The organism is Oleiphilus sp. HI0067 (assembly GCF_001635735.1).
The window spans coordinates 1-24,145 of sequence record NZ_LWFI01001211.1; the positions used below are offsets into that span (position 1 = coordinate 1).

Sequence of the window (24,145 nt, forward strand, 5' to 3'; positions counted from 1 at the left end):
TACGCAACATCGATCGTGATGCCTTGCTCACGCTCAGCTTGTAGGCCATCTACAAGAAGTGCAAGGTCAATTTCACCCTCGTTGGTACCGCTCTTAACGCTGTCTTTTTTAATCGCTTCCAAATGATCTTCATAAATCATGTGAGAGTCGTGAAGTAGGCGGCCGATCAGTGTGCTTTTACCGTCGTCAACGCTACCACAGGTCAAAAGTCGCAAGAGCTCTTTTTGCTCATGCTGCTTCAGATATTCATTAATGTCTTCACTAATTAGTTCAGATTGGTGTGACATGATTATTCTCTTTGTTTGCCTGTAATCAGGCGTGCTACGTAATAAAATTGTGTTGTTGCGTGTATGGTTCGCGCGCTAAAAACTATTAGAAATAGCCTTCGCGTTTTTTCTGCTCCATGGAGCCTGACGAATCATGGTCTATCACGCGGCCTTGACGCTCAGAGCTGGTGGTTAACAGCATCTCTTGAATGATATCTGGCAAAGTTTTCGCTTCAGACTCGACTGCGCCGGTTAGCGGGTAGCAGCCTAGCGTTCTAAATCGCACTGATTTCATCTCAGGGACTTCACCTTCTTTTAAGGGCATACGCTCATCGTCGACCATGATCAGTGTGCCGTCACGTTCAACGACAGGGCGCTTCTCTGAGAAGTAGAGTGGCACGATATCGATGTCTTCTAGGTGGATGTATTGCCAAATATCGAGCTCAGTCCAGTTTGAAAGTGGGAAAACACGAATGCTTTCGCCTTTATTAATTTTGCCGTTGTAGATATTCCAAAGTTCAGGACGCTGGTTCTTTGGATCCCACTGGTGGTTCTCGTCACGGAATGAATAGATACGTTCTTTTGCACGTGACTTCTCTTCATCACGACGCGCGCCACCGAATGCTGCATCAAACTTGTACTTATTAAGTGCTTGTTTGAGTGCTTGCGTCTTCATAATGTCGGTATGCTTCGCACTACCAACCGAGAAGGGACTAACGCCAGCTTTCACGCCTTCTTCATTTGTGTGGACGATTAAATCAAAGCCATACTTCTTGGCGACAACTTCATCGCGGAACTCGATCATTTCACGGAATTTCCACGTCGTGTCGACGTGTAATAGCGGAAATGGTGGTTTACCCGGAGCGAATGCTTTACGTGCTAGGTGAAGCATAACTGCTGAATCTTTACCGATAGAGTAAAGCATTACAGGGTTATCAAACTCGGCAGCAACTTCTCGAATAATGTGAATGCTTTCAGCTTCGAGTTGTTTAAGGTGCGTCATCTTATGGTCAGACATAGTTCCTCGATATCTTACAGTCGACTAATTATTAGGGCGCAACTATACCAGAAGCGTTTATTACCAAAAAAGCTTTATAGCCATATCTTTATTATCTTTTTGGAATATAGATATATGCTTTCGCTAATTTGTCACACATATTCGTCAAGAGGCGGTAGTCTGAGTATAATTCGCGGCTTAGCATTTTTTGCTTCAGCTCGTGTTTGAGTTGTAGCTTTTATTATCGGGTAAAAAATGAACGTAACAGAATACATGTCAGCACTGGGTCAGTCGGCCCGCAAAGCAGCCGCAGAGATGGCTGCTGTGAGTACATCGCAGAAGAATCAAGCCTTGTTGGCGACTGCTGAAATTCTTGATCAACGCCGCGAAGAATTGGCGGCCGCAAATGCACAGGATCTTGAAAATGGTCGTAATAATGGGCTTGAACCTGCCATGCTTGATCGACTTGAGCTGACGCCTGCGCGTATCGACACGATGATTGAGGGGCTGAAACAAGTTGCGGCCTTACCTGACCCTATCGGCGTGATTAACGATCTTAAGTATATGCCGTCTGGTATTCAGGTAGGTAAGATGCGTGTACCTCTAGGTGTGATTGGTATTATTTACGAATCACGCCCGAATGTAACGGTTGAAGCTGCAAGCTTATGTATTAAGTCGGGTAACGCTACGATTTTGCGCGGTGGTTCCGAGGCAATCCACTCGAATAAGGCTGTTGCACAGTGTATCGCTGAAGGCCTGAAGCAGGCAGGTTTGTCAGAATCTGCCGTTCAAGTAGTGGAGACAACTGATCGCGCTGCCGTGGGTGAGTTAATCACTATGCCAGAGTATGTCGATGTAATTGTTCCTCGTGGTGGTAAAGGCTTGATTGAGAGAATTAGTCGTGATGCCAAAGTGACTGTTATTAAGCATTTAGACGGTATTTGCCATGTGTACTTAGATGCTGATGCTGACGCAGAGAAGGCACAACGTATTGCAATCAACGCCAAAACTCAGCGATACGGTACGTGTAATACTATGGAAACGCTTTTAGTTAACGTATCGCGAGCCGAAGAATTGTTACCTGCATTAGAGCAAGAGTACGCCCATATTGGTGTTGAGTTACGTGCTTGTGCGAAAGCTCAAAAAATTCTTAATTCTTGCGTAGCTGCGACTGAAGAAGATTGGGAAACCGAATATCTGGCGCCGATCTTATCAATTAAGATCGTTGAGGATATGGATGAGGCGATTGCTCATATTAACAAGTATGGCTCTCATCATACCGACTCCATCGTGACCGAAAACTATACGCGTGGTCGTGAGTTTATTACGCGTGTCGATTCAAGCTCGGTCATGATCAATGCATCAACTCGTTTTGCAGATGGCTTTGAGTACGGTTTGGGTGCTGAGATCGGTATTTCTACGGACAAGATTCATGCTCGTGGCCCAGTTGGTCTAGAGGGCCTAACTTCTGAAAAGTATGTCGTCTTGGGTGATGGGCATATTCGTACATAAGTTATGAATATTTTGTTCGGCGGGAGTTTTGATCCTGTTCATAATGGGCATCTGCGCGTAGCGACCGAGCTTTCAGAGTTGTTCGATGGCGCGCAGGTTTCTTTGATACCGTGTCGGGATCCCGTCCACAAGCCGCGGGCAAATATCGATGCTGAAAGTCGATATAGAATGCTTGTAGCCGCAACTGAAGAATCTCCCAGCCTGGTTGTTTCTCGTATCGAGCTTGATGCAGAGTCAGACAGCTATACGATCAACACTTTGCAAGCTTTAAACTCTAATGAAGGGTTGATATTGGCGGTAGGAACAGACTCTGCGTTGAATATGCCTACTTGGCATCATGCAGAAGTATATAAAGATCTATGTAACGTCGTCGTGTTAGAGCGTCCCGATTACAGTAATGCGCAAATTGAAAACAACCTGAAAAGTTTGGGTTTTTCAATTGTTAGCTCGCCTGATGCGCTAAGATCTGCTAAAACCGGGTTAGCATTGATTGCGCGCGTAACGCAGTTGCAAATCTCTAGCTCAGATATTCGGCAAAGAGTTGCCGAAAACAAAAGCATTCGTTATTTGGTGCCTGATGCAGTGCAAGGCATTATTTGCGATAATGATTTTTATCAAATTTGAACCATTTTTTTGAGGCCAGTCCTTCCCTTTATGCAAGCAGATTCCATTAAAAACGTCGTTGTCGGCGCACTTGAAGATTTAAAAGCTGACAATATCAATATTTTGAACGTCAAAAAACGTACTAGCGTGACCGATTATATGGTGGTTGCCTCTGGTACTTCCTCTCGGCATGTTAAGTCTCTCGCTGACAACGTGCTAACCGAAGCTAAAGAGCAAGGTGTAAAGTCTGTAGGTGTTGAGGGTGATGCTAGCTCTGACTGGATTTTAGTGGACCTTGGTTCTGTCGTTGTTCACGTCATGCTCCCAGCAACGCGCACGTTCTATGACCTTGAGCGTTTTTGGGAAGGTGATGGCTCTGAAGGCGTAATGCCTTCGCCCGATGCGCGCTAAGATTTAGTCCAATGAAAGTTAAAGTTATCGCGGTTGGCACGAAAATGCCTAAGTGGGTAAATGAAGGAACCTCAGAATTTACTAAACGATTGCCGCGAGACTTTAAGATTGAATTTATAGAGATCCCTTTAGGTAATCGAAGTAAAGGGGCTGATCTAAATAGAGCTATACAATCCGAGAGTAAAGCAATTTTAGACTCCTTGTCAGATCGAGATTGGGTTGTTGCGCTTGAGGTAAAAGGCAAGGCTTGGAGTACTGAAGATCTTGCTGATCAAGTGACCAACTGGCGGATGCGTGGCGATAATGTTGCATTGTTAGTCGGTGGGCCAGATGGGCTTAGTGATGAATGTCGACAGCGAGCAAATCAACAATGGTCTTTGTCTCCCTTAACTTTACCTCACCCTCTGGTTAGAGTTTTGTTAGCCGAGCAGTTGTATCGTGCATATTCGATTACGCAAAACCACCCATACCATCGTGCGTAAGTAAAATAAAAACCTTTTAAAAAGAGGCGCTCGGTGCGTAACTCTCACCACATCAAAGATGCTAATCGAGAGAAGTCGATTTTTGCTTTTCGTAGCGTCCTAGCGCTCATTATTGTGCTGGCCATGCTCGCAGCTTTAATTGCGAGGATGTATCACCTTCAGATTACCAATCATAGCCATTACCAGACTTTGTCCGATAAGAATCGCATGCAGTTGCGATCTGTCGCGCCGACTCGAGGTCTAATCTACGATCGAAATGGCGTTCTCTTAGCGGACAATCAGCCAATTTTTAGTTTGGCGCTTATTCCTGAGCAAGTAGATGACTTAGATTTCACCATAAAGCAGCTGGGTGAGATCATCGATCTGCAAGATCGGCACGTTACGGGATTTAAGAAGCGTTTAAAGAGATCTAGAAGGCCTTACAAGGAGGTTGTTCTAAAAAGTAAGCTCACCGAGGAGGAAATCGCGCGAATCGAAGTCCGTAGGCATACTCTACCAGGGGTTGAGGTGCAGGCTGAACTTGCGCGTTATTACCCGCTTGGGGAAGCGACTGCACACTCTATTGGCTACGTAGGGCGTATTAACGAAAAAGAACTGGCAAAGCTTGACCCTCAAAACTATTCGGCAACTAACTATATTGGGAAGCTCGGAGTAGAACGTTTCTATGAGTCGGAGTTGCATGGGAGCGTCGGTTTTGAAACGGTAGAAATCAACGCTAGCAACAGGATTCTCAGAAGTCTAGATCATCTCGCTTCGACGCCGGGCAAAGATCTTGTTCTGCACATGGATGCAAGACTCCAGTTGAAGGTTATGGAGTTGCTTGAGGGTAAGCGGGCTGCCTTAGTCGCCATCGAGCCAAAAACGGGTGGTGTCTTGGCTCAGGTAAGTACACCGAGTTACGACCCCAATAAATTCGTTACGGGCATTGATCATAAAAGCTATGGCTTACTTCGTGATTCTATCGATACGCCTTTGTTTAATCGTGCTTTAAAGGGACAGTACCCGCCAGGTTCGACGATTAAGCCAGTTGTTGGGTTGGCCGGCTTAGATGTAGGTGTTACTTCACGCGACTATACAATAAATGATAGAGGGCGTTACCAGTTAAAAAATGATGATCGCATTTACCGAAACTGGAAGCGTGAAGGTCACGGTATTATTAATTTAAAGGATGCAATTGCTGAGTCTAGCGACACTTATTTTTACGAGCTTGCTTTTAATATGGGTGTCGATCGAATGTCTAGGTATTTAGGATATTTTGGGTTTGGTTCTAATTTATCACTTGATGTTTCAGAGGGTAGGTCAGGGATCCTTCCATCAAGAGAGTGGAAGAGGGCTTGGCGGGGGCTTCCATGGTATCCAGGCGATTCCTTAAATATGGGGATAGGTCAAGGGTTTATGCTTGCAACACCTTTTCAGCTCGCGACTATGACAGCTCTAATTGCCAATCATGGGCAATGGGTCGCGCCTCGCTTATTAAAGAGTACGCGCGATGGGTCTATTGTGTTAAGTCAACGTCCAGATAAAGGGAGTGATGTGGCGTTAAATAAACCTGATAACTGGGATTATATTGTCGAGACGATGGAAGAGGTTATGCATGGTAAGAAGGGGACTGCGAGAGCGAGTGGCGCTAGGTCCTCATACCGTATAGCAGGCAAGACAGGAACAGCTCAGGTGGTCGAAATTCCGCAGGGTGAGGAGTATGACGCAGAAGCGCTAGCAGAGCGTCATCGTGATCACGCATTATTTGTCGGTTTTGCGCCAGCAGATGATCCAGTCATTGCTGTCGCCGTGATTGTCGAAAATGGCGGAGGTGGTAGTTCTGCGGCCGCGCCGATTGCTCGTGCAGTATTTGACGAATGGATCAATGTTCTATCAGTTGATGCCGATCAAGGAGTCCTTCAGTGAGAGGAGATTTCTTGCGGCATATGCCGGGCGCGGATGCGAGTCTCGGTAAAGGGAAGTCGTTCTTTTACCGCCTGCATATCGACCCAATATTGCTTGGTCTTTTGTTAGCTTTGGTTGGCTTTGGTTTAGTGATCTTGTATAGCGCTGGTGGTGAGCGTTGGGCTTATGTAGAGCGCCAGGGGATCAGATTTTTGGCTGCGTTCGGTGTAATGTTCGTAGTAGCGCAGTTCGAGCCTAGTTTCTATAAACGTTGGTCTGTCGTGCTGTTTGTTCTGGGTGTTATCGCCTTATTAGGTGTGATGTTTTTTGGTGTCGGTGCAAAGGGGGCTCAGCGCTGGCTTCAACTGCCTGGCTTGCCGCGCTTTCAGCCTTCTGAGTTAATGAAGCTGATTGTGCCTATGATGGCGGCGTGGTATTTGTCTAGTCGTTATCTTCCTCCGAGTTTCAGAGATGTTTTTGTAACGCTCGTGCTGATCTTCGTGCCCGTGTTGTTAATTGTGCAGCAACCAGATTTGGGTACCTCGATATTAATTGCTTCGTCGGGCTTGTTCGTTATTTTATTTGCGGGCATATCATGGAAGGTAGTTGCTGGATTTGGAGCAATTGTCGCGTCCTGTTTGCCTGTTATGTGGCATTTTGTCATGCGTGATTACCAGAAGCAGCGTGTATTGACGTTTCTTGATCCCGAAAGCGACCCACTTGGAGCGGGTTGGAATATTATTCAATCAAAAACTGCGATTGGCTCAGGCGGTACTTGGGGTAAAGGCTGGCTTGAGGGTACGCAATCTCAGTTGAATTTTTTACCTGAAAGTCATACTGACTTTATCATTGCAGTGTGTGCGGAAGAGTTTGGCTTTGTCGGCGTTTTAGCTTTACTAGGCTTGTATTTGATGATCGTAGTTAGAGGTCTGTATATTGCCGTTAAAGCGCAAGATTCCTACAGCCGTCTGTTGGCAGGAAGTCTAATTCTGACGTTTTTTGTTTATGTCTTCGTCAACATCGGAATGGTGAGTGGAATTTTGCCAGTGGTTGGAGTTCCTTTGCCTTTGGTGAGTTACGGTGGCACCTCAGTAATTACTCTCATGGCAGCGTTCGGTGTAATTATGTCTATTCACACGCATCGTCGATTCTTGTCTAGATAAAACCTAAGCAAATCTTAATTCTAAAACTGGCTTTAGTGCATAGTAATTAGTGGGTGTGGCGCACTACACTAGAGCCGTTTTAAGTCCCTTACAAACTGAAGTCGTATCTCTATGAACTATCTGGTTTTTACGTTCGCGTTACTTTTTGCTCCCATTCTTGCTTTTGCTGATTATTCTCAGCACGAAAATGCTCAGTCCTTCATAGATATGATGGTTAAGGAGCATGGGTTTTCAGAGTCTGATATTCGATCTGCATTAACTGAGGCATCTCGAAAAGAATCGATATTGAAAGCAATCTCACGTCCAGCAGAGAAAACTTTAAACTGGGCTAAGTATTCCAAGATATTTTTGACAGAGTCTCGTATCAAACAGGGGCGTGAATTTCTAGAAGAATACGCGGAACCGCTAAAGCGCGCTGAAGATGAGTTTGGCGTTCCTAAGGAAATTATTACTGCAATTATTGGCGTGGAAACAAAATATGGGCGCAATAAAGGCAGTTATCGAGTAATAGATGCACTGGCGACGCTTGGGTTTGATTATCCACCTAGATCTAAATTCTTTTCTAGTGAGTTGAAAGAGATGTTCCTGCTGGCGCGCGAACAGAGCTTTAAAGTGACTGATTTGAAGGGGTCATACGCGGGTGCCATGGGGTATGGTCAATTCATTTCCAGTAGCTATCGCCATTATGCTGTTGATTTTGATGGCGATGGTGTCGTGGATATTTTAAATAACCCGATTGATGCCATTGGTAGTGTTGCCAATTATTTTAAACGCCATAAATGGAAATCGGATCAACCTGTCGCTAAACAGGTGTCGTTAAATGGTGTTGATTATGAGGGTCTGTTACATGACAAGCTTAAACCGAAATATGTCATGAAAGACTTACGTGATGCTGGTTATTCGGCCGATTCGGACATCTCAAACGAAGAAGCGATTAAACTGCTCGATTTAGTTGCTGTTGGTGGTGACGAGACATGGCTTACCTTCCACAATTTTTATGTGATTACGCGCTACAACCATAGCCATTTATATGCAATGGCTGTATTTCAATTAGCTGAGTCGTTTTAATGCGAGAGTTCCTCCGTCTTGGTTCTATCGTATTATTCTTAGTGTTAGCGGCTGCGTGTACAACAAAGCCAGAGCGTCAATATAAAATTGATCAGGATGTAGAGCCTCAAGGGGAGTTCGATGTATCCAGGGTACGGTTGGTTCAGCCCAAATGGGAGCCGCTTAGTCGCCAAGGAAATCAAAAAAATTATACCGTTCTCGGTAAACGTTATGAGGTTATGGCGAATGATGTTTCGTACGAGGATGTTGGCTATGCGTCTTGGTATGGTTTGAAATTTCATGATGAGCTAACTTCTAACGGGGAACGCTATGATATGTATAGCTTCTCTGCTGCACATAAATCCCTCCCTTTACCCAGTTACGTTAAAGTTACTAATCTCGAAAATGGTCGTGAACTTGTCGTTCGAGTAAATGATCGAGGTCCGTTTCATAGTGACCGTATCATAGATTTGTCTTACGCTGCTGCGATCAAGCTTGGTTATAAAGATCAAGGAACAGCCAAGGTGCGCTTGGAGCGTCTGTTTGTCCCTCAACCTTCTGCAGAGCAAGCTGATAATAGCCAACGCCCTGTAGAGAAAACGTCGGTTAATCTTCCGCCTAAAGAGATTCTTGCCCCGTATGTCCAAATTGCTGCGTTCTCTAGTTACGATTTGGCTGAGTCTATACGTCTTCGCGCTGAAAGTTATGTTCAAGATGTGCCAGTTTTCTTGGCGAAGGTTGAGGTAGATTCTGGGCTTTTATATCGAGTTCGGATCGGTCCTTTCGTGACAGATTCTGACGCGCAAGAGTTGGTGAATGTTCTTGTAAATGCAAAGATCGGCTCGCCGCAAGTCATCACTAGATCAACTGCGGCACCGGAGCGTTAAAAGTTTTATACATTAATGAATGCTTGTGCAGAATGCGTTAGACTTGCGCAGCATTAAAATAGACAGAATATATGGGGTTTTAGGTAACTTTATGCTAGCTAATTTTTCGCGTAGCGTCCTCGTCGTTACAGCAGCTTGTTCATTATTGTTTTCGGCACTCGTGTCTGCAAAACCTGCGTTAATTCCTGCTCCACCTCAGGTGGGTGCAAGTTCGTATGTGCTAATGGATGCAACGACGGGTGAGATCATCGTCGAGCAAAATAGTAACGAATCCTTACCTCCAGCGAGTCTCACTAAGCTAATGACCGCGTATATCGTCGAAAGCGAGATTGTAGAGGGTAATATTTCCCTTCAGGATCAAGTGCCTGTCAGTGTAAAGGCCTGGCGCACAGGTGGTTCAAAGACCTTTATCAAAGAGGGTACTAACGTTCTTTTAGAGGACTTACTGAAAGGCGTTATCATTCAGTCTGGAAACGACGCAAGTATTGCATTAGCTGAATATTTGGCCGGCAGTGAGGAAGCGTTCGCAGATATTATGAATCAACAGGCGATTCAGATTGGAATGACTGGGTCAAGCTTTATGAATGCTACGGGTCTTCCGGCTGATGGTCACCATTCAACCGCGTATGACATGGCTTTGCTCGCTCAAGCAATCATTAACGACTACCCTGATCTCTATAAAATTTATAGTACGAAGTATTTTACTTACAACAACATTCGTCAGCCTAATCGCAATCGTTTGTTGTGGCGCGATAAGTCTGTTGATGGACTCAAGACTGGTCATACAAAGGAAGCAGGATATTGTTTAGTGTCTTCTTCGAAGCGCGGAGATATGCGATTGATCAGTGTTGTGATGGGTACTGCGAGTGAAGAAGCTCGCGTAAAAGAAACGCAAAAGCTATTGAATTATGGCTTCCGCTATTACGAAACGACGCCTTTATACGCGGCTGGTGACGCATTGACGGAATCACGCGTTTGGGGTGGTGCACTAGATAATGTGAATTTAGGTGTGTCTGAGGATGTTGTAATTACTATTCCACGCGGCCATAAGACCGAGTTAGACGCTGAGATTCAAGTTGACTCTAATTTACAAGCTCCGATCGCGATTGGTGATAAACTAGGCACGTTACGCGTGACTTTAGACGGCAAGGTTGTCGTAGACCGAGTGATCGTTGCGCTGGCCGATGTTGAGCAGGGAAGTTTCTTTAAACGTATTTGGGATATGATCAAACTATTTTTTATTGGATTGTTTAGCTAACCCTATGGATAAGACTCAAGAACTCGAGTTTCCTTGTGATTACCCTATTAAGGTAATTTGTAACAACGAACCAGACCTAAAAGATGTTATCGGGGGTATTATCTCCGATAACACACAAGGTTTTGATCCAAGCACTATAGTGGTTCAACCGAGTAAGAATGGAACTTTCATTTCCTTGCGTATCAAATTTACAGCTACAAGTCGCGAGCAATTGGATGCCATGCATCAGGCTATCATTGCGACTGGTCGTGTGAAGATGGTCCTGTAGAGGGCATCTGTCTTGTCAGAAGAATTGGCCAAACCTAGAAACTCTGAACGCGAGCTCAAGGTAACATATTTCTCATCGAAGCTTGATTACGAAACAGCGTGGCGAGCGATGCAAGACTACACAGATAAACGAGATTCTCTATCAGATGATCGATTATGGGTTTTGCAGCACGATCCAGTATTTACTCAGGGGCAAGCCGGTAAGTCCGAGCATCTTCTCAACACTGGAGATATTCCGGTAGTGCAAGTCGATAGGGGTGGTCAAGTCACCTACCATGGGCCTGGTCAGTTAGTGATTTATGTTTTGTTCGATATAGATAGAATGGGTATTGGTACGCGACAATTCGTACGACTGATTGAGCAGGCAATGGTTCAGGCGCTAAAAGATTTTGGTGTCGACTCTAAGGCCGATCCTGAAGCGCCAGGTGTATATGTCGATGGGCGTAAAATTGGTTCTATAGGTTTGCGTATTCGTAAAGGGCGTTCTTTTCATGGTCTGAGTGTAAATCTCGATATGGATCAAAGCCCTTGGCTTCGTATAAATCCTTGCGGCTACCAAGGTTTACAAATGGCTCAGCTGAGAGATTATTGCCCTGAGGTCTCTATTACAGAATTTTCTAACTGCCTCGTAGATGCCCTAAGTTCATTATTTTGTTATCGGCAGACCAACATTGAAGTTACAGATTCGTTATGACAGAAGAAACTAAAAAGACGTCCGTTAAAAAAGTCGTGGCTGGTGAAAAGTTGCGCGGTGCTGAAAAAGTTGCCCGCATTCCAATTAAAGTGATTCCTACCGAAACGATGCCGCGAAAGCCTGATTGGATTCGCGTGAGAATTCCTGCAACGCCTCGAATTGGCGAAATTAAGGACAAGTTGCGAAAGCACGGACTGCACACGGTATGTGAAGAGGCATCATGTCCGAACCTAGGTGAATGCTTTGGTGGTGGCACTGCCACATTTATGATCATGGGGGATATTTGTACGCGTCGTTGTCCTTTCTGTGATGTCGCGCATGGACGTCCAAAGCCGCTAAATCAAGATGAGCCCCGAGAGCTAGCCGAAGCCATCGCTGACATGAATCTCAATTACGTGGTTATAACTTCTGTTGACCGTGACGATCTGCGTGATGGTGGTGCTCAGCATTTTGCTGATTGTATCTCTGAAACTCGCTCAAGAACTGATTCAATTGAAATTGAAGTTCTCGTTCCGGATTTCAGGGGGCGTATGGACGTAGCAATCGATATTCTTAAAGACACTCCACCTGATGTCTTTAATCATAATCTAGAGACCGTGCCATCCTTATATAAAAAGGTTAGACCTGGCTCCGATTACGATTGGTCGTTAGATTTATTGGAAAAGTATAAAGCTGCGGCACCTTCAGTGATTACGAAGTCGGGTTTAATGCTTGGTATTGGTGAAACGAAAGAAGAAGTTATTCAGGTGATGCGTGATTTACGCGCACACAATGTCGATATGCTTACGCTCGGTCAATATCTACAACCGAGTCGTGACCACTTGGCCGTTGAACGTTTCGTTACACCTGAAGAATTTGATGAGTTAGGCGAACTTGCCAAAGAAATAGGTTTTAAGCATGTTGCGAGTGGTCCATTAGTTCGTTCGTCGTATCACGCAGACAAGCAAGCAAAGGGCGAGAAGGTCGGTTAACTCTTGGCTCTTAAGAGGTTCTTCGTTGAAACTGTCAAAGATTAAAACTGGAAGCTTTGAAAGGCGTTTAAGCTTGACTAAGGCTGGTTTGGTCTCCGGTACGCGTATGGCGGGCAGTTTGACGGCCGGTCTCTTTCAGTCCTCACAAAAACGCGCAGAGGCGCGCAGTGCGGCACTTTCACGAGAAGCTAAGTATCTCGTTGAAGAGTTGGGTAAGCTCAAAGGCAGTGTTGTTAAGATTGGTCAGATTATGGCGCTTTACGGCGAGCATTTTCTACCAGTTGAGGTGACTGAAGCGCTTCATACGCTTGAAGAGAAAACCGCGGCGCTCGATTGGTCTATCATGCGTGGTTTGTTGTACGAACAGCTCGGCTCGGAGCGTTTTCAAGAACTTGATGTGTGCGAAACATCTATTGGGACGGCTTCTTTGGGGCAGGTGCATCGAGCGATTGTGAAAAGCAGTGGTGAAGAGATTTGTCTTAAGATTCAATATCCGGGCGTGAGTGAGGCGATCGACGCTGATTTAGACTCTGTTGCTCAAATCTTACGCCTTGCCAATGTAGTGTCTCGTGGGCCTGCTTTCGATGAGTGGCTCGAAGAAGTTCGCGTTATGATGCACCGTGAGGTGGATTACGGATTAGAAGCTAAAACGACGCAGCGTTTCAATGATCTTCTGAAAGAGGATCATCGCTACGTTGTGCCCTCTGTTTATTCTCGATATTCGACCTCTAAGGTCTTAGCAACCAGCTATGAAGAAGGCGTGCATGTTGCTAGTGAATTGGCGCAAGGTTTGTCACAGCAAGAGCGAAACGCACTCGGGCAGGCATTTCTTGAATTGTTCCTGAATGAGCTTTTCGTATGGCATGAAATGCAAACGGACCCGAATTTCGGTAATTACCGTGTTCGTATTAATAAGTCCAAATCTCCTCAACTTGTTCTTCTTGACTTTGGTGCGGTTCAACGCTACGACGAGAGCTTTATAAAACCCGTATGTGAGATGATTCAATCTTCTTATCACAATGATCTTAAGGGCGTGATTCAAGCGGGTATTGCGCTTGATTTCATGCACGAGGATTGGCCCGATTACGTGCTCGAGACATTCGGGAAAGTCTGTATGGCTGTACTTGAACCCTTGGCTAGGATTGATTCGCCAGCAGTTTGTAAAGCAGATCATTGTGACGAATCTGGGGCTTATTTATGGGCTGAGAGTGATTTGCCAACGCGAATTGCCAAAACTGCTGCGCGTTCAGCTGTCAGCCGTTACTTCAAAATACCGCCAAAGGAGTTCGTTTTTCTAAATCGAAAACTCGTCGGCGTTTATACCTTTATCTCGGTGATTGGTGCTCAGTTTGATGGCGAGCCGCATTTGCGGCGTTTCCTATACATTAAACCATGAACTAACCTTGCAACACGTTTTGAAAATGCTCGCTTTTACTATAAAATGCGCGCCTCAAATTTAAAGAGTATTTTGCACGTGAGCAGTCTTAAAAATATCCGTAATTTCTCCATTATTGCCCATATAGATCATGGTAAGTCGACCTTGGCTGACAGATTTATTCAAGATTGTGGTGGTTTAAGTGACCGTGAAATGGAGGCGCAGGTTCTTGACTCGATGGATATCGAAAGAGAGCGTGGTATTACGATCAAAGCGCAAAGTGTGACCTTGAACTATAAAGCGGATGACGGTGAGACGTACCAGCTTAATTTTATCGATACGCCCGGACACGTTGACTTCTCGTATGAGGTATCGCGGTCTTTAGCGGCTTGCGAAGGTGCTTTGTTAGTCGTTGATGCGGGTCAAGGTGTTGAGGCGCAGTCTGTAGCGAACTGTTATACGGCGATTGAACAAGGCTTAGAAGTTCTTCCAATCCTTAACAAAATGGATTTGCCACAAGCTGAGCCTGAGCGTGTAAAGCAAGAAATAGAAGATATTATTGGTATCGATGCGACGGGTGCCGTGCCGTGTAGTGCTAAGAGTGGTATGGGCGTTAAAGATGTGCTCGAAGAATTGGTTAAGGTTATTCCACCACCTGAAGGCGATCGACAAGCTCCGTTGCAAGCCCTAATTATCGACTCGTGGTTTGATAACTACCTAGGAGTTGTGTCGCTTGTTCGTGTCGTTGAAGGCACACTTCGCAAAGGCGACAGAATATTTATCAAATCTACCGGCAAGATCGAGCAGATTACTTCTTGCGGCGTATTTACGCCGAAGCATACCGAAACAGGGATATTGCAAGCAGGTGAAGTTGGATTTGTTGTAGCCGGAATTAAAGATATTCATGGTGCACCGGTAGGGGACACGATCACGCATGCTAAGACTCAAGAAGTCGGCCAGTTGCCCGGCTTCCAACGCGTAAAACCTCAAGTCTACGCGGCGTTGTTCCCTGTCAGCTCCGACGATTATGAGTCATTCCGTGAAGCTTTAGAAAAGCTGACGTTGAACGATGCTTCTCTGTACTACGAGCCTGAGACGTCAGATGCACTGGGCTTTGGTTTCCGTTGCGGCTTTTTGGGTATGCTCCATATGGAGATTATCCAAGAGCGTTTGGAGCGCGAATACGACCTTGATCTTCTTACTACGGCGCCAACGGTAGCCTATGAAATTAAGTTGAGAAATGGCGACGTAGTGATGGTCGATAATCCATCAAAACTCCCTGATCCAGGTTCTATCGACGAAATGCGTGAACCAATTGTTGAGGCAAATATTCTGGTTCCACAAGACTATTTGGGTAACGTGATTAGTCTTTGTGTTGAGAAACGCGGTGTCCAGAAAGATATGCAATTCATCGGAGGACAGGTCGCGCTCAAGTACGAATTACCAATGGCTGAAGTTGTACTCGATTTCTTCGATCGTGTGAAATCAGTGAGTCGTGGTTTTGCTTCACTCGACTATCAATTTATTCGTTTTGAGGCTGCTAACCTAGTTAAGCTAGACGTTCTTATTAACGGCGATAAAGTTGATGCGCTGGCCTTGATTATTCATAAGGACCACGCCCAATCTAAAGGCCGTTTATTAACCGAAAAGATGAAAGAGTTGATTCCACGCCAAATGTTCGATGTTGCTATTCAAGCGGCAATAGGTGGCCAAGTCGTGGCGCGTCAAACCGTTAAGGCTTTACGTAAAAACGTAACAGCGAAATGTTACGGTGGTGATGTGAGCCGTAAGAAAAAGCTCCTTCAGAAGCAGAAAGAAGGTAAGAAACGGATGAAGCAAGTGGGCAGCGTAGAAATCCCGCAAGAAGCGTTCTTAGCCGTTTTGAAAGTGGATAGTTAATCGATTTAAGATCGATAAAAATAAGTAGCGAGAAAAGAATGGATATCGATTTTCCACTGGTGTTGGTGGTACTAACGTTTTTTACAGGCTTCGTCTATTTAGCGGACGTTCTGTATTTTTCTAAACAACGCGAGGCAAGCAAGGCTCCAAAGGCATCATCAGAGGATGAGCCGAAGATGCATTGGTTGATTGATAATTCTCGCTCTTTTTTTCCAGTGCTGGCGCTTGTGTTAGTGCTCCGGTCTTTTCTTGTGGAGCCTTTTCAAATTCCGTCGGGCTCAATGTTGCCGACCTTAGAAGTCGGCGATTTCATCTTAGTCAATAAATACGAGTACGGTTTGAGGTTGCCAGTCGCGGGCACAAAGGTGGTCGAGCTGAACGATCCTGAGCGAGGGGACGTAATTGTCTTTAAATTCCCAGAAGATGGAAAAACTAATTACATAAAACGTGTTGTAGGGATCCCAGGTGATGTTATTCGTTACGACGAAAAACAACTGTTTATTAATGGTGAATTAGTTCCTGAAACGCTTGTAGCTAATTTACCTCCTTATCGTTTGGCCAAAGAGCAAATAGGCAACGTCACACATCAGTTAATGGAGCATAAGCTACGCCGAAACATTCAAGCCGAAGGTGAATGGGTGGTACCAGAAAACTCCTACTTTGTAATGGGTGATAACCGTGACAATAGTAACGATAGCCGTTATTGGGGCTTCGTTCCCGATGAGTTAGTGGTTGGTAAGGCGTTTGCAATTTGGATGCAATGGAAAGGTCTCACTTCATTGCCATCGTTTTCGCGCGCAGGAAGCATCGAGTAACACGCATTACGTTGTAAACCTGATAGAGCGGGTCTAACCTTAAGTACGCGAGTTAATGAATTTGATTGGAGCAATGCAAATGTCTAGAAATGAAACTAATAATAAATTGTTGAAGAACCAGCGTGGCGCTTCAATGCCCTTTGTTTTGGTGTTTCTAGCGATGGCTGCGTTTGTTGCGTTAGTTGGTTTTAAATTGTATCCAGCCTATTTTGAGCACTGGCAATTAAAGTCAGTGGTGACGTCTTTTGTCGAGGATTCTCAAACCGCTGAACTCGATCTGGGTGAGATTAATCGCCGCTTCAAATTACGTATGCAGACTAACAATATTCGCGACATTGACTTCAATGAAGCTGTATCGATAGAGAAAGAAGAAGGGGTGATTTCTTTCTACTTAGATTATGAAGTTCGTATCAATGTTTACAAAAATGTCGATGCAGTGATTGTGTTCGACGAAGTATCAGAAATCTATCCATAGGTAGCACAACACGGGTGAGTACAGTTAATTACGACAGACTTGAGCGAAAGCTTGGTTATACCTTCAAAGATCGATCTCTTTTAGAGCTCGCCCTCACACATCGTAGTTTCAAAGGTAAAAATAATGAGCGTCTCGAATATCTCGGTGACGCTATTCTCGGCTATGTGATCGCCGAACAACTCTATCTTCGTTTTCCTCATTTTAAAGAAGGTCAACTCTCGCGCTTGAGAGCTCGCTTGGTTAAAGGCGTAACTCTCGCTGAGATAGCGAGAGAGTTTGGGCTAGGTGATTATCTAAAGCTCGGTCCTGGTGAACTAAAAAGCGGCGGTTTTCGACGAGAATCTATTTTAGCTGATGCAGTAGAGTCGATTATCGGCGCGACGTATTTGGATTCTGGTCATGACGTAGCCAAACAAATGGTATTGTCTTGGTACGAAGAACGATTGAGTTCTCCTGAGTTAGAAACGACAGAGAAAGATTCTAAGACTCAGCTGCAAGAATTGCTTCAAGCTAAAAAACAAGACTTACCGACATACGAGGTTTTGCGCACAGAAGGCGAGGCGCATGCACAAACGTTCTATATTCGTTGTACGATTCCTGCGGAAGGCATTTCTATTGAAACGAGTGGTTTGAGTAGGCGTAATGCAGAGCAAGATGCTGCTAAGTTAGCGATTGAACAATTAGGTAAGTAATATGAGCGATAAGAAGTTAGGCGATAACGATGCAGCGCAGTCTGCTGATGAGCTGGACGCTCTATTAGGTCAAGCATTTGGTGGCGTGGTGCAGAAGCACAACACTCGCTGTGGTTATGTTGCGATTGTTGGGCGGCCAAATGTTGGCAAATCAACCTTGATGAATCACATCTTAGGTCAAAAGCTAAGTATCACTTCTCGACGTCCGCAAACCACTCGACATCAAATCTTAGGAATAAAGACAAACGGGGCGAATCAAGCTGTATATGTTGATACGCCCGGCCTGCACTTGAAAGAACATAAGGCGATTAATCGCTACATGAACAAAGCCGCATCAAGTTCGTTGACTGATGTTGACGTGGTGGTGTTCGTTGTGGATCGTACGTATTGGACCGACGATGATGATCTGGTCTTAGAAAAATTACAGAATGTCGGTGCGCCGGTGATTCTGTGCATCAACAAAGTTGATCGTACAAAAGACAAGGGTGGCTTACTGCCGTACTTGCAAGAGATCTCTAAGAAAGGCGAGTTTCAAGATATCGTCCCTATTTCAGCGAAGCAAGGACACAACGTCGAGCAGTTGGAGAGTCTTATTGAGGAGTTGCTACCTGAGAGTATGCATTACTTTCCCGACTCCCAAGTTACCGACAAAAGTCAGCGCTTTTTAGCTGCAGAGTTAGTGCGCGAAAAGATCATGCGCCAACTAGGAGAAGAGCTCCCGTATTCGGTGACGGTTGAAATTGAAGAGTTTAAACAGAAGAGAAATATTCTTCATATTAGTGCCTTAATTCTTGTTGAACGTAGCGGCCAGAAAAAGATTGTGATCGGCGATAAAGGCCAGCAGATTAAGATTATTGGACGTGATGCGCGTAAAGATATGGAGCGTATGTTTGATAGCAAGGTCATGCTGAACTTATGGGTGAAAGTTAAGGGCGGTTGGTCCGATGATGAACGTGCCTTGAAAAGCTTAGGGTATCGCGACCAGTAAGCATGTTTGAAGCGAGTTACATTCTTCATCGTCGCCCGTTTAGTGATACAAGTTTGTTACTCGACGTCTTCACGTATCAGCATGGAAAGGTAGGTTTAGTCGCTAAAGGCGGCTACAAAGCAAAGTCTTCAAAGAGTGCCATTCTTCAGGCATTTCAGCCCTTGTTAATTGATTGGGTTGGTAAATCTGATCTCAAAACCTTAACACAAGCTGAACCGCCCAGCGCCCAATTAGAGTTGACGGGCCAACGGCAGTTCGCGGGTCTGTACATCAACGAGCTGTTATACAAATTATTGGCGCCAGAAGAGCCAATGCCTGCTTTGTTTTCAGCCTATGTAGAGTGTCTCTCGGGTTTAAGTGAGGGTGAAGATATGTCTCAGATGCTCAGAGATTTTGAACTTATATTGTTAGCTGAGCTCGGTTTGTTACCTAGTTTTGATATTGATTGGCAAGGCAAGGTTATACAGTCTGAGTCGAATTACTATTTGAGTGCTGACTCCACATTCGTTTTGACACAAGAGAATAGCCGAAGTTATGTCGTTTTTTCAGGTCAAGATCTCCTAGCTTATTCGTCACGCGTGCAGGCGCTAGTTTCTAATAAAAGCGCTAATCAAGTAAATGATCTTAAAGCGGTGTATCAGACGTTAAATAAGAAAGTCAGTTATATGCTGATTGATCAGGCGCTCCAAGGTGCGAAGCTTCGGAGTAGAGAGCTAATCAAGCAGTTCAGTAAATATACAACAGTAGGATGAGTAAGATGAGTCAACAGCGTAGGGTGTTGTTAGGTGTAAATGTCGATCATGTTGCAACCCTTAGACAGGCACGAGGTACGCGTTACCCTGATCCCGTCCAGGCTGCGATGCTAGCTGAAGAAGCTGGCGCTGACGGCATTACGATTCATCCGAGAGAAGATCGCAGGCATATTCAGGATCGCGATGTGTTTGTGATGAAGGAAACCCTCCAAACGCGTATGAACCTGGAGATGGCGGTAACGGATGCGATGGTCGATCTCGCTTTAAAGGTTAAGCCAGAGCATATTTGCTTGGTGCCTGAAAAACGCGAAGAGTTAACTACCGAAGGTGGGTTAGATGTTGTGGGGCATCTTGATAAGGTTAAGGATGCTTGTCAAAGACTCGGTGATGCTGGCATAGAGGTCTCTTTATTTATCGACCCCGACGAACAACAGATCTTGGCGTCGAAAAATTGTGGAGCGGCAGCGATAGAGCTGCATACGGGCGCTTATGCTGAGCCTGCTTCAAATGAAGCGCAGGCAAGGGAGCTTGGGTTGATTGTTGCCTCTACCGAATTAGGTGTGTCCGAGGGTTTAATCGTTAATGCTGGCCATGGCTTGAATTATCATAATACGCATGAAATTGCGCAGATCAACGGAATGAACGAACTCAATATTGGTCACGCTATTATCGCTAGAGCAGTCTTTGTCGGTTTGAAAGAAGCTGTGCGAGAAATGAAATCGATCATTAATCAAGCAGGCTAGTCGAATGATAGGCGTTGGCGTTGACTTGCTAAAAATTGAGCGGATCGAAAAGGCAATGAGCAATAATCCGGAGCGTTTTCCAGAGAAAGTGCTATCTGATGCTGAGCTTACGGAGTTTGTTCGTTTAGATCGTGGTCAAGAAAATTTTGTCGCAAAACGCTTCGCTGTGAAAGAGGCTGTTGCGAAGGCCTTAGGCACAGGATTTTCGTCAGGAGTATCTTGGCGTGATATTTCGCTTCAGCATGATTCAAATGGAAAGCCAGTCGTTACATTAACAGATGGTGCACAATCTCGATTTGAGGAACTGAATGCGTCATCACTTGAGATTAGTCTTAGTGATGACGCAGGGTTCGTTATAGCGTACGCAAACCTGAGCTAGCTTTGAACGACCTAAAATTTCATCCCTAGACCAATGAAGTAACCGCTCTCGAAGGTGCGATCGCCAGCATCTTTGATACCTGCATTCAAATACTGGTAGCCAAGACTGAGATCAGCACTCTGGATGACTCGATAATTGAGCTGGGCTCGAAAGCGTTTAAATTCATCAGAATCACCGTAAGCAAGAATATCAGGCGCGTAGTGCAGTCGAGTTTCTACTGATAGGCCTGGAGTACTAGGAAGATTGATCCGAACAGCTCCACCAAAAGCAACCGCAGAAGCTTTGAATTCGCCTTCCTTCATATGTGTTGCCTCAAGCCCCAACAGCACAGTAGTTGGCAAATTTGAAACAGCTGTCTGTCCCTGAGTGTGAAGATTAATGTTGCTAATATTGACCGATTCGCTTTCGTCTTTATAAAAATGCTCGAAACCCGCCACTAGGTCGGTCTCACCAATCTGGCCATCAATGCCACCTCCAATAGTGTCATTGCTTATTCTGAAGGAGGCGCCGCCGGCGTAACTTAGGGAGGATAAAGCCAGTAATGCTGTGCATGCGATAAAGCGGATGTTGAATGTCATGAAGAAACCTTTTTGAAGCATTTATAAGTTTGTAGTAAGACCGAAAAATAAAGAAAAATCAGGAGTAGTGCTAGGTCTGATATCTTCACTAAACCCGATGTAAATATTGTGTCTGCTGACATCGAAAGACAGAGCGCTCGATAGTGCAATACTCGTCCATCCAAGTTCACGTACTTCATCATTGAAGTAAGGAGTATTTATGTCAATATTGGTAATTAATGCAATAGTTGGTGTGAAAATAAGGTCGAGGCTTCCATAAGCGCCACCAACAAACGGGTTTGGTGAAAACTCATCAATCATCGATTTGTAACGAAGATACGACACGTTATATCCATAACTTGTCTGAATTCTTGGCAGAAAAGCGTTATCGAGTTCAATCGAGGCGCCTTGCGTTGCGAAGCTAAGATTAATTGAACTTGCCAATCCGCCAGTTTGCTTTGACGTATCGCCGGTTGGCAAGTTGAAGCTCAGGCTTACTGCGTCGCTTATGAAAGATGTAGGACGCATTTCGACAAAAAGCATGGTATCTCCCAGACCATGCGATCTATCAATACGTTTATATGTTTCACCGTTTTTTGTGATATTCCAATTCAGCTGGTTATTTGTAGATTGCTCGCGACCATTCTGAGGCATGCCAAATACGTCATGAAATTCGTAGATTGGATCGTCTAAATATCCAGAGCGATGCGCTTGATATTGCAGTGATAAGCCGAGGCTAAGAGTGCCCGTTCGATAGGTAAGCGTTTCTCGGATAAGCGATGTTTCTCCATCAACATCGTATGTTGTTTGGTCTACGGTCGATTGCCTGAAATAATTAGATATTGCCACACTGGTTTCAAACGTCATTTTACTTTGCTTTTGAGCAGCAGATGGATAGTGCGCGTAAGGAAGCTGGCCGATTAGCGGGTTCAAATTTACATACTGAATTTTTGATGCGTAGGCACGTTGATCAAACAATGATAAGAACAGGATGATCAAGGCCGATATCAAGGATTGAGAGCGGAGCATATCAGTCTATCTTTTATTTAACGGCGCTCAGGATAGAGCAGACCGAAGTTATTTGTTAGTGTTGTTACGCACATATAATAATTTACTAATAAAACGGAGTTTTCGTGTTGTCGCTCTTAGAAGGACTTTTTGAATCAAAATTGTTAAGCAAAATTTGGTTCAAGAGCGTTGGTGTCGTTCTCTTCGCTACGGCAGCTTTATATATAGTCAAAGGAATAAGTGAATTTAGATCATATCAACATCTTGTTGAGAGTTGCGCCAAGCAGAAGCTAGTCCGAGAAGGTGAGCAACTAGCGCGAAATCTCAAGCAAAATGATTTGGAATATATTTCGGCACGTCTTAATACGATCGAGTATTCCTGTGCGATGCCTTTCGACCGAAGCTCTAGTGACTATTCTACATATCATGTTCGTCCTCAGGCTGACTTCTTTTGGTCCGTTTCTAAAAACGAATCCGAAGTTATGCGGATTGGTAAAAGCCTGCTTGCTGGTCCCACTTCTACGGTTAGTTATCCTCTAAGTATTTGGTCTGAAGGTAATTCGGGAGATTACTGGGTTGGAACAATATCCCTTAAGCTTTATTTCGGGGACCATGTTGAACACTTAACATCGTCGTATTGGTCAGATTATGGTGTGGACGCAACAAAGTCTGTCATCGTTTTAACCTTGGTGTTTGCTTGGATTTTTTTCGCCTTTATTCGTCCTAATCAGGAATTTACTCGACGCTTGAGCGACCCCGCTATGAGCTCGTCGCAGATAAGAAACCTTATAGGTGGACGTAGGGATGAATTGAGCGGTCTATGGCGTGCCGTTTTGACAGTCAAAGAAGCGTCTGAAGTAGAGCGCTTTGAGTTTGAATCTCAGATCAGAGAGCTTGATGCACATATCAGTAAGGTGGAACGTGGTCAGATTGGGCAAAATCTATCAACTGAACAAGCGAGTTCAGACATTAAGAGCGCAATTGCTCGCACACTAGCGCTACACGCACGTGCTTCACATGACGGCGATAAGCAGGCTGCGTTTTTATCAAACTATTTATCTGCTGTGTTAAGTGTAAGTGCCAACCTGCATGAGCGAGCATTAATGGAATCGGGTGAGGTCGCTCTCTCGGAAATACCATTTAGCCTAAGAGTGTTTGGCTTATTTTTAGTAAATGAATTTAAACGGCGTTTTGAGCGCCGAAATGTGGCTTTTATTTTTGATTTTGACGAAGACTTACCTGATTTCGTTGAAGGCGACCCTCAGAAGATTAGGCGGATCACGAGAAATGCATTTAAGCGTTTATTGTTGGAGCCGAGTTTGGAGCAAGTGACATTTAGCATAAGTAAGAAAGATATACCCATGAAAGACACTCGGTACGTGTTTGAGCTAGTAGGGCAAGCAAGGAAACATGGGCAGCTTCTGGATGCGACGGAATCTGGCTCAAATGCCGAACGCGGGCCCACGTCAATGCTAGAGATGCTCTGTTACATCATGGGTGCTCGCTGGGTGTTCTCAAAGGGTTTAGATGGTGAGTTGACCCAAAGTCTAAGCCTGAGGTTGCCTTCGCCTGTTATTGGTAGCGCAAGCAGCGTTAACCTAAATGACCTAAGTGGGCTTACAGAGGCGAGTGTATTGGTATACGATTTGGCTACGAAAGCAAATAGTTTTGTTTACGAAGCACTGTCTAGTGCGTGCGACAACATCGATTACACAAACTCATATGATCAGTTATTAAGTGCATTGAAGGGTCATCCAAGCTACCAAATATTAGTTGTAAGTGATCTTGTGCCTAACATGTCATCTCGCGAATTTTTGTCTGAATTAAGACGCTGCATTTCAGCAACAATTCAGATTCTTGTGGTGAGCGAAAGCCCTCAAGCGGGGGATGTTCAGGAGTATAGTGAGATAGGTGTGCAAGGACTGCTGTCGCGCAGTAATTTTGCGCATCTTGGGGTGCAAACCGTCAACTATATGCTTCAAACTGACCGAACGCTTGGTCACAAGCGAAAAAGCATAGT

Annotated in this window: 26 protein-coding genes; 22 read left to right on the forward strand and 4 right to left on the reverse strand. The window is 44.8% G+C overall.

The genetic code is table 11. The annotated features are described in order from the left end of the window. The coding region (locus A3739_RS18100) for a GTP-binding protein (RefSeq protein WP_231877104.1) at window positions 1-287 on the reverse strand (287 nt) is incomplete at its 3' end. Between the two features lie 85 nt (window positions 288-372). Beyond that, entirely contained in the window at window positions 373-1,284 is a 912-nt protein-coding gene (gene cysD / locus A3739_RS18105; RefSeq protein ID WP_068478506.1) for a sulfate adenylyltransferase subunit CysD, read from the reverse strand. Between the two features lie 234 nt (window positions 1,285-1,518). Between cysD and A3739_RS18110 the strand changes: the two genes are divergently transcribed. From A3739_RS18110 to acpS, 21 genes are all read left to right on the forward strand, one after another. Next, window positions 1,519-2,775, forward strand: coding sequence for a glutamate-5-semialdehyde dehydrogenase (locus A3739_RS18110; RefSeq protein WP_068478504.1), 1,257 nt, complete (start codon window positions 1,519-1,521; stop codon window positions 2,773-2,775). A 3-nt stretch (window positions 2,776-2,778) separates the two neighbouring features. Next, the gene (nadD, locus tag A3739_RS18115) at window positions 2,779-3,399 is read left to right on the forward strand and encodes a nicotinate (nicotinamide) nucleotide adenylyltransferase (protein ID WP_068502337.1); all 621 of its coding nucleotides are present in this window, start codon (window positions 2,779-2,781) and stop codon (window positions 3,397-3,399) included. A gap of 30 nt (window positions 3,400-3,429) precedes the next feature. Then, a complete protein-coding gene (rsfS, locus tag A3739_RS18120) occupies window positions 3,430-3,789 on the forward strand; it encodes a ribosome silencing factor (protein ID WP_068478500.1) in 360 nt (119 codons plus the stop codon). Between the two features lie 11 nt (window positions 3,790-3,800). Further along, window positions 3,801-4,271, forward strand: coding sequence for a 23S rRNA (pseudouridine(1915)-N(3))-methyltransferase RlmH (gene rlmH, locus A3739_RS18125; RefSeq protein WP_068478498.1), 471 nt, complete (start codon window positions 3,801-3,803; stop codon window positions 4,269-4,271). 33 nt (window positions 4,272-4,304) lie between these two features. Then, window positions 4,305-6,176 carry a penicillin-binding protein 2 gene (gene mrdA / locus A3739_RS18130; protein ID WP_255376172.1) on the forward strand — a complete coding sequence of 624 codons (1,872 nt, stop codon included), beginning with the start codon at window positions 4,305-4,307 and terminating at the stop codon, window positions 6,174-6,176. Beyond that, window positions 6,173-7,318 carry a rod shape-determining protein RodA gene (gene rodA / locus A3739_RS18135; protein WP_369819803.1) on the forward strand — a complete coding sequence of 382 codons (1,146 nt, stop codon included), beginning with the start codon at window positions 6,173-6,175 and terminating at the stop codon, window positions 7,316-7,318. Before mrdA ends, rodA begins: the two co-directional genes overlap by 4 nt. 111 nt (window positions 7,319-7,429) lie before the next feature. Next, complete coding sequence (gene mltB, locus A3739_RS18140) at window positions 7,430-8,386, forward strand: lytic murein transglycosylase B (RefSeq protein WP_068478493.1); 957 nt, start codon at window positions 7,430-7,432, stop codon at window positions 8,384-8,386. Further along, window positions 8,386-9,252 carry a septal ring lytic transglycosylase RlpA family protein gene (locus A3739_RS31245; RefSeq protein ID WP_082869121.1) on the forward strand — a complete coding sequence of 289 codons (867 nt, stop codon included), beginning with the start codon at window positions 8,386-8,388 and terminating at the stop codon, window positions 9,250-9,252. The genes mltB and A3739_RS31245 overlap by 1 nt, the downstream gene beginning before the upstream one ends. Before the next feature lie 91 nt (window positions 9,253-9,343). Further along, window positions 9,344-10,510 (forward strand): D-alanyl-D-alanine carboxypeptidase family protein, encoded by a 1,167-nt coding sequence (locus tag A3739_RS18150; protein WP_068478648.1) that lies wholly within the window; start codon window positions 9,344-9,346, stop codon window positions 10,508-10,510. A 4-nt stretch (window positions 10,511-10,514) separates the two neighbouring features. Beyond that, window positions 10,515-10,778, forward strand: a complete 264-nt coding sequence (locus A3739_RS18155) for a YbeD family protein (RefSeq protein ID WP_068474619.1) — start codon at window positions 10,515-10,517, stop codon at window positions 10,776-10,778. Between the two features lie 12 nt (window positions 10,779-10,790). Continuing rightward, the gene (lipB, locus tag A3739_RS18160) at window positions 10,791-11,471 is read left to right on the forward strand and encodes a lipoyl(octanoyl) transferase LipB (protein WP_231876771.1); all 681 of its coding nucleotides are present in this window, start codon (window positions 10,791-10,793) and stop codon (window positions 11,469-11,471) included. After that, window positions 11,468-12,442, forward strand: coding sequence for a lipoyl synthase (lipA, locus tag A3739_RS18165; RefSeq protein ID WP_068478491.1), 975 nt, complete (start codon window positions 11,468-11,470; stop codon window positions 12,440-12,442). The genes lipB and lipA overlap by 4 nt, the downstream gene beginning before the upstream one ends. Window positions 12,443-12,515: 73 nt before the next feature. Next, on the forward strand, window positions 12,516-13,838 hold the full coding sequence (locus tag A3739_RS18170; protein ID WP_231876770.1) for an AarF/ABC1/UbiB kinase family protein: 1,323 nt from the start codon (window positions 12,516-12,518) through the stop codon (window positions 13,836-13,838). 78 nt (window positions 13,839-13,916) lie between these two features. Continuing rightward, a complete protein-coding gene (gene lepA, locus A3739_RS18175; protein WP_068478644.1) occupies window positions 13,917-15,716 on the forward strand; it encodes a translation elongation factor 4 in 1,800 nt (599 codons plus the stop codon). A gap of 38 nt (window positions 15,717-15,754) precedes the next feature. After that, on the forward strand, window positions 15,755-16,531 hold the full coding sequence (gene lepB, locus A3739_RS18180; protein WP_068478487.1) for a signal peptidase I: 777 nt from the start codon (window positions 15,755-15,757) through the stop codon (window positions 16,529-16,531). Between the two features lie 79 nt (window positions 16,532-16,610). Further along, window positions 16,611-17,006, forward strand: coding sequence for a DUF4845 domain-containing protein (locus A3739_RS18185; protein WP_197469033.1), 396 nt, complete (start codon window positions 16,611-16,613; stop codon window positions 17,004-17,006). A 14-nt stretch (window positions 17,007-17,020) separates the two neighbouring features. Further along, window positions 17,021-17,698, forward strand: a complete 678-nt coding sequence (gene rnc, locus A3739_RS18190) for a ribonuclease III (RefSeq protein ID WP_068478483.1) — start codon at window positions 17,021-17,023, stop codon at window positions 17,696-17,698. A 1-nt stretch (window position 17,699) separates the two neighbouring features. Beyond that, a complete protein-coding gene (gene era, locus A3739_RS18195; protein ID WP_082878484.1) occupies window positions 17,700-18,686 on the forward strand; it encodes a GTPase Era in 987 nt (328 codons plus the stop codon). Between the two features lie 2 nt (window positions 18,687-18,688). After that, window positions 18,689-19,438, forward strand: coding sequence for a DNA repair protein RecO (gene recO / locus A3739_RS18200; RefSeq protein WP_068478481.1), 750 nt, complete (start codon window positions 18,689-18,691; stop codon window positions 19,436-19,438). Between the two features lie 5 nt (window positions 19,439-19,443). After that, window positions 19,444-20,181, forward strand: coding sequence for a pyridoxine 5'-phosphate synthase (pdxJ, locus tag A3739_RS18205; protein WP_068478637.1), 738 nt, complete (start codon window positions 19,444-19,446; stop codon window positions 20,179-20,181). A 4-nt stretch (window positions 20,182-20,185) separates the two neighbouring features. Beyond that, on the forward strand, window positions 20,186-20,560 hold the full coding sequence (gene acpS, locus A3739_RS18210) for a holo-ACP synthase (RefSeq protein ID WP_068478479.1): 375 nt from the start codon (window positions 20,186-20,188) through the stop codon (window positions 20,558-20,560). Window positions 20,561-20,571: 11 nt separating this feature from the next. On the opposite strand, the gene A3739_RS18215 is transcribed toward acpS, so the two are convergent. Both A3739_RS18215 and A3739_RS18220 read right to left on the reverse strand, forming a co-directional pair. Beyond that, window positions 20,572-21,138 carry a YfaZ family outer membrane protein gene (locus tag A3739_RS18215; RefSeq protein ID WP_197472419.1) on the reverse strand — a complete coding sequence of 189 codons (567 nt, stop codon included), beginning with the start codon at window positions 21,136-21,138 and terminating at the stop codon, window positions 20,572-20,574. Between the two features lie 21 nt (window positions 21,139-21,159). Continuing rightward, entirely contained in the window at window positions 21,160-22,146 is a 987-nt protein-coding gene (locus tag A3739_RS18220; RefSeq protein ID WP_068478475.1) for a DUF3187 family protein, read from the reverse strand. A 104-nt stretch (window positions 22,147-22,250) separates the two neighbouring features. Here A3739_RS18220 and A3739_RS18225 point away from each other — a divergent pair. Continuing rightward, a partial coding sequence (locus tag A3739_RS18225; protein ID WP_197472420.1) for a hypothetical protein occupies window positions 22,251-24,145 on the forward strand: 1,895 nt, incomplete at its 3' end.

Bases quoted from the DNA above. Each gene is read 5' to 3' on its own strand.
- A3739_RS18185 (WP_197469033.1), top strand. From the start codon at position 16,611: ATGTCTAGAAATGAAACTAATAATAAATTGTTGAAGAACCAGCGTGGC.
- A3739_RS18155 (WP_068474619.1), top strand. From the start codon at position 10,515: ATGGATAAGACTCAAGAACTCGAGTTTCCTTGTGATTACCCTATTAAG.
- era (WP_082878484.1), top strand. From the start codon at position 17,700: ATGAGCGATAAGAAGTTAGGCGATAACGATGCAGCGCAGTCTGCTGAT.
- rlmH (WP_068478498.1), top strand. From the start codon at position 3,801: ATGAAAGTTAAAGTTATCGCGGTTGGCACGAAAATGCCTAAGTGGGTA.
- A3739_RS18110 (WP_068478504.1), top strand. From the start codon at position 1,519: ATGAACGTAACAGAATACATGTCAGCACTGGGTCAGTCGGCCCGCAAA.
- acpS (WP_068478479.1), top strand. From the start codon at position 20,186: ATGATAGGCGTTGGCGTTGACTTGCTAAAAATTGAGCGGATCGAAAAG.
- cysD (WP_068478506.1), bottom strand. From the start codon at position 1,284: ATGTCTGACCATAAGATGACGCACCTTAAACAACTCGAAGCTGAAAGC.
- A3739_RS18215 (WP_197472419.1), bottom strand. From the start codon at position 21,138: ATGACATTCAACATCCGCTTTATCGCATGCACAGCATTACTGGCTTTA.
- pdxJ (WP_068478637.1), top strand. From the start codon at position 19,444: ATGAGTCAACAGCGTAGGGTGTTGTTAGGTGTAAATGTCGATCATGTT.
- lepB (WP_068478487.1), top strand. From the start codon at position 15,755: ATGGATATCGATTTTCCACTGGTGTTGGTGGTACTAACGTTTTTTACA.
- recO (WP_068478481.1), top strand. From the start codon at position 18,689: ATGTTTGAAGCGAGTTACATTCTTCATCGTCGCCCGTTTAGTGATACA.
- nadD (WP_068502337.1), top strand. From the start codon at position 2,779: ATGAATATTTTGTTCGGCGGGAGTTTTGATCCTGTTCATAATGGGCAT.
- A3739_RS18150 (WP_068478648.1), top strand. From the start codon at position 9,344: ATGCTAGCTAATTTTTCGCGTAGCGTCCTCGTCGTTACAGCAGCTTGT.
- rsfS (WP_068478500.1), top strand. From the start codon at position 3,430: ATGCAAGCAGATTCCATTAAAAACGTCGTTGTCGGCGCACTTGAAGAT.
- A3739_RS31245 (WP_082869121.1), top strand. From the start codon at position 8,386: ATGCGAGAGTTCCTCCGTCTTGGTTCTATCGTATTATTCTTAGTGTTA.
- lipA (WP_068478491.1), top strand. From the start codon at position 11,468: ATGACAGAAGAAACTAAAAAGACGTCCGTTAAAAAAGTCGTGGCTGGT.
- A3739_RS18220 (WP_068478475.1), bottom strand. From the start codon at position 22,146: ATGCTCCGCTCTCAATCCTTGATATCGGCCTTGATCATCCTGTTCTTA.
- mltB (WP_068478493.1), top strand. From the start codon at position 7,430: ATGAACTATCTGGTTTTTACGTTCGCGTTACTTTTTGCTCCCATTCTT.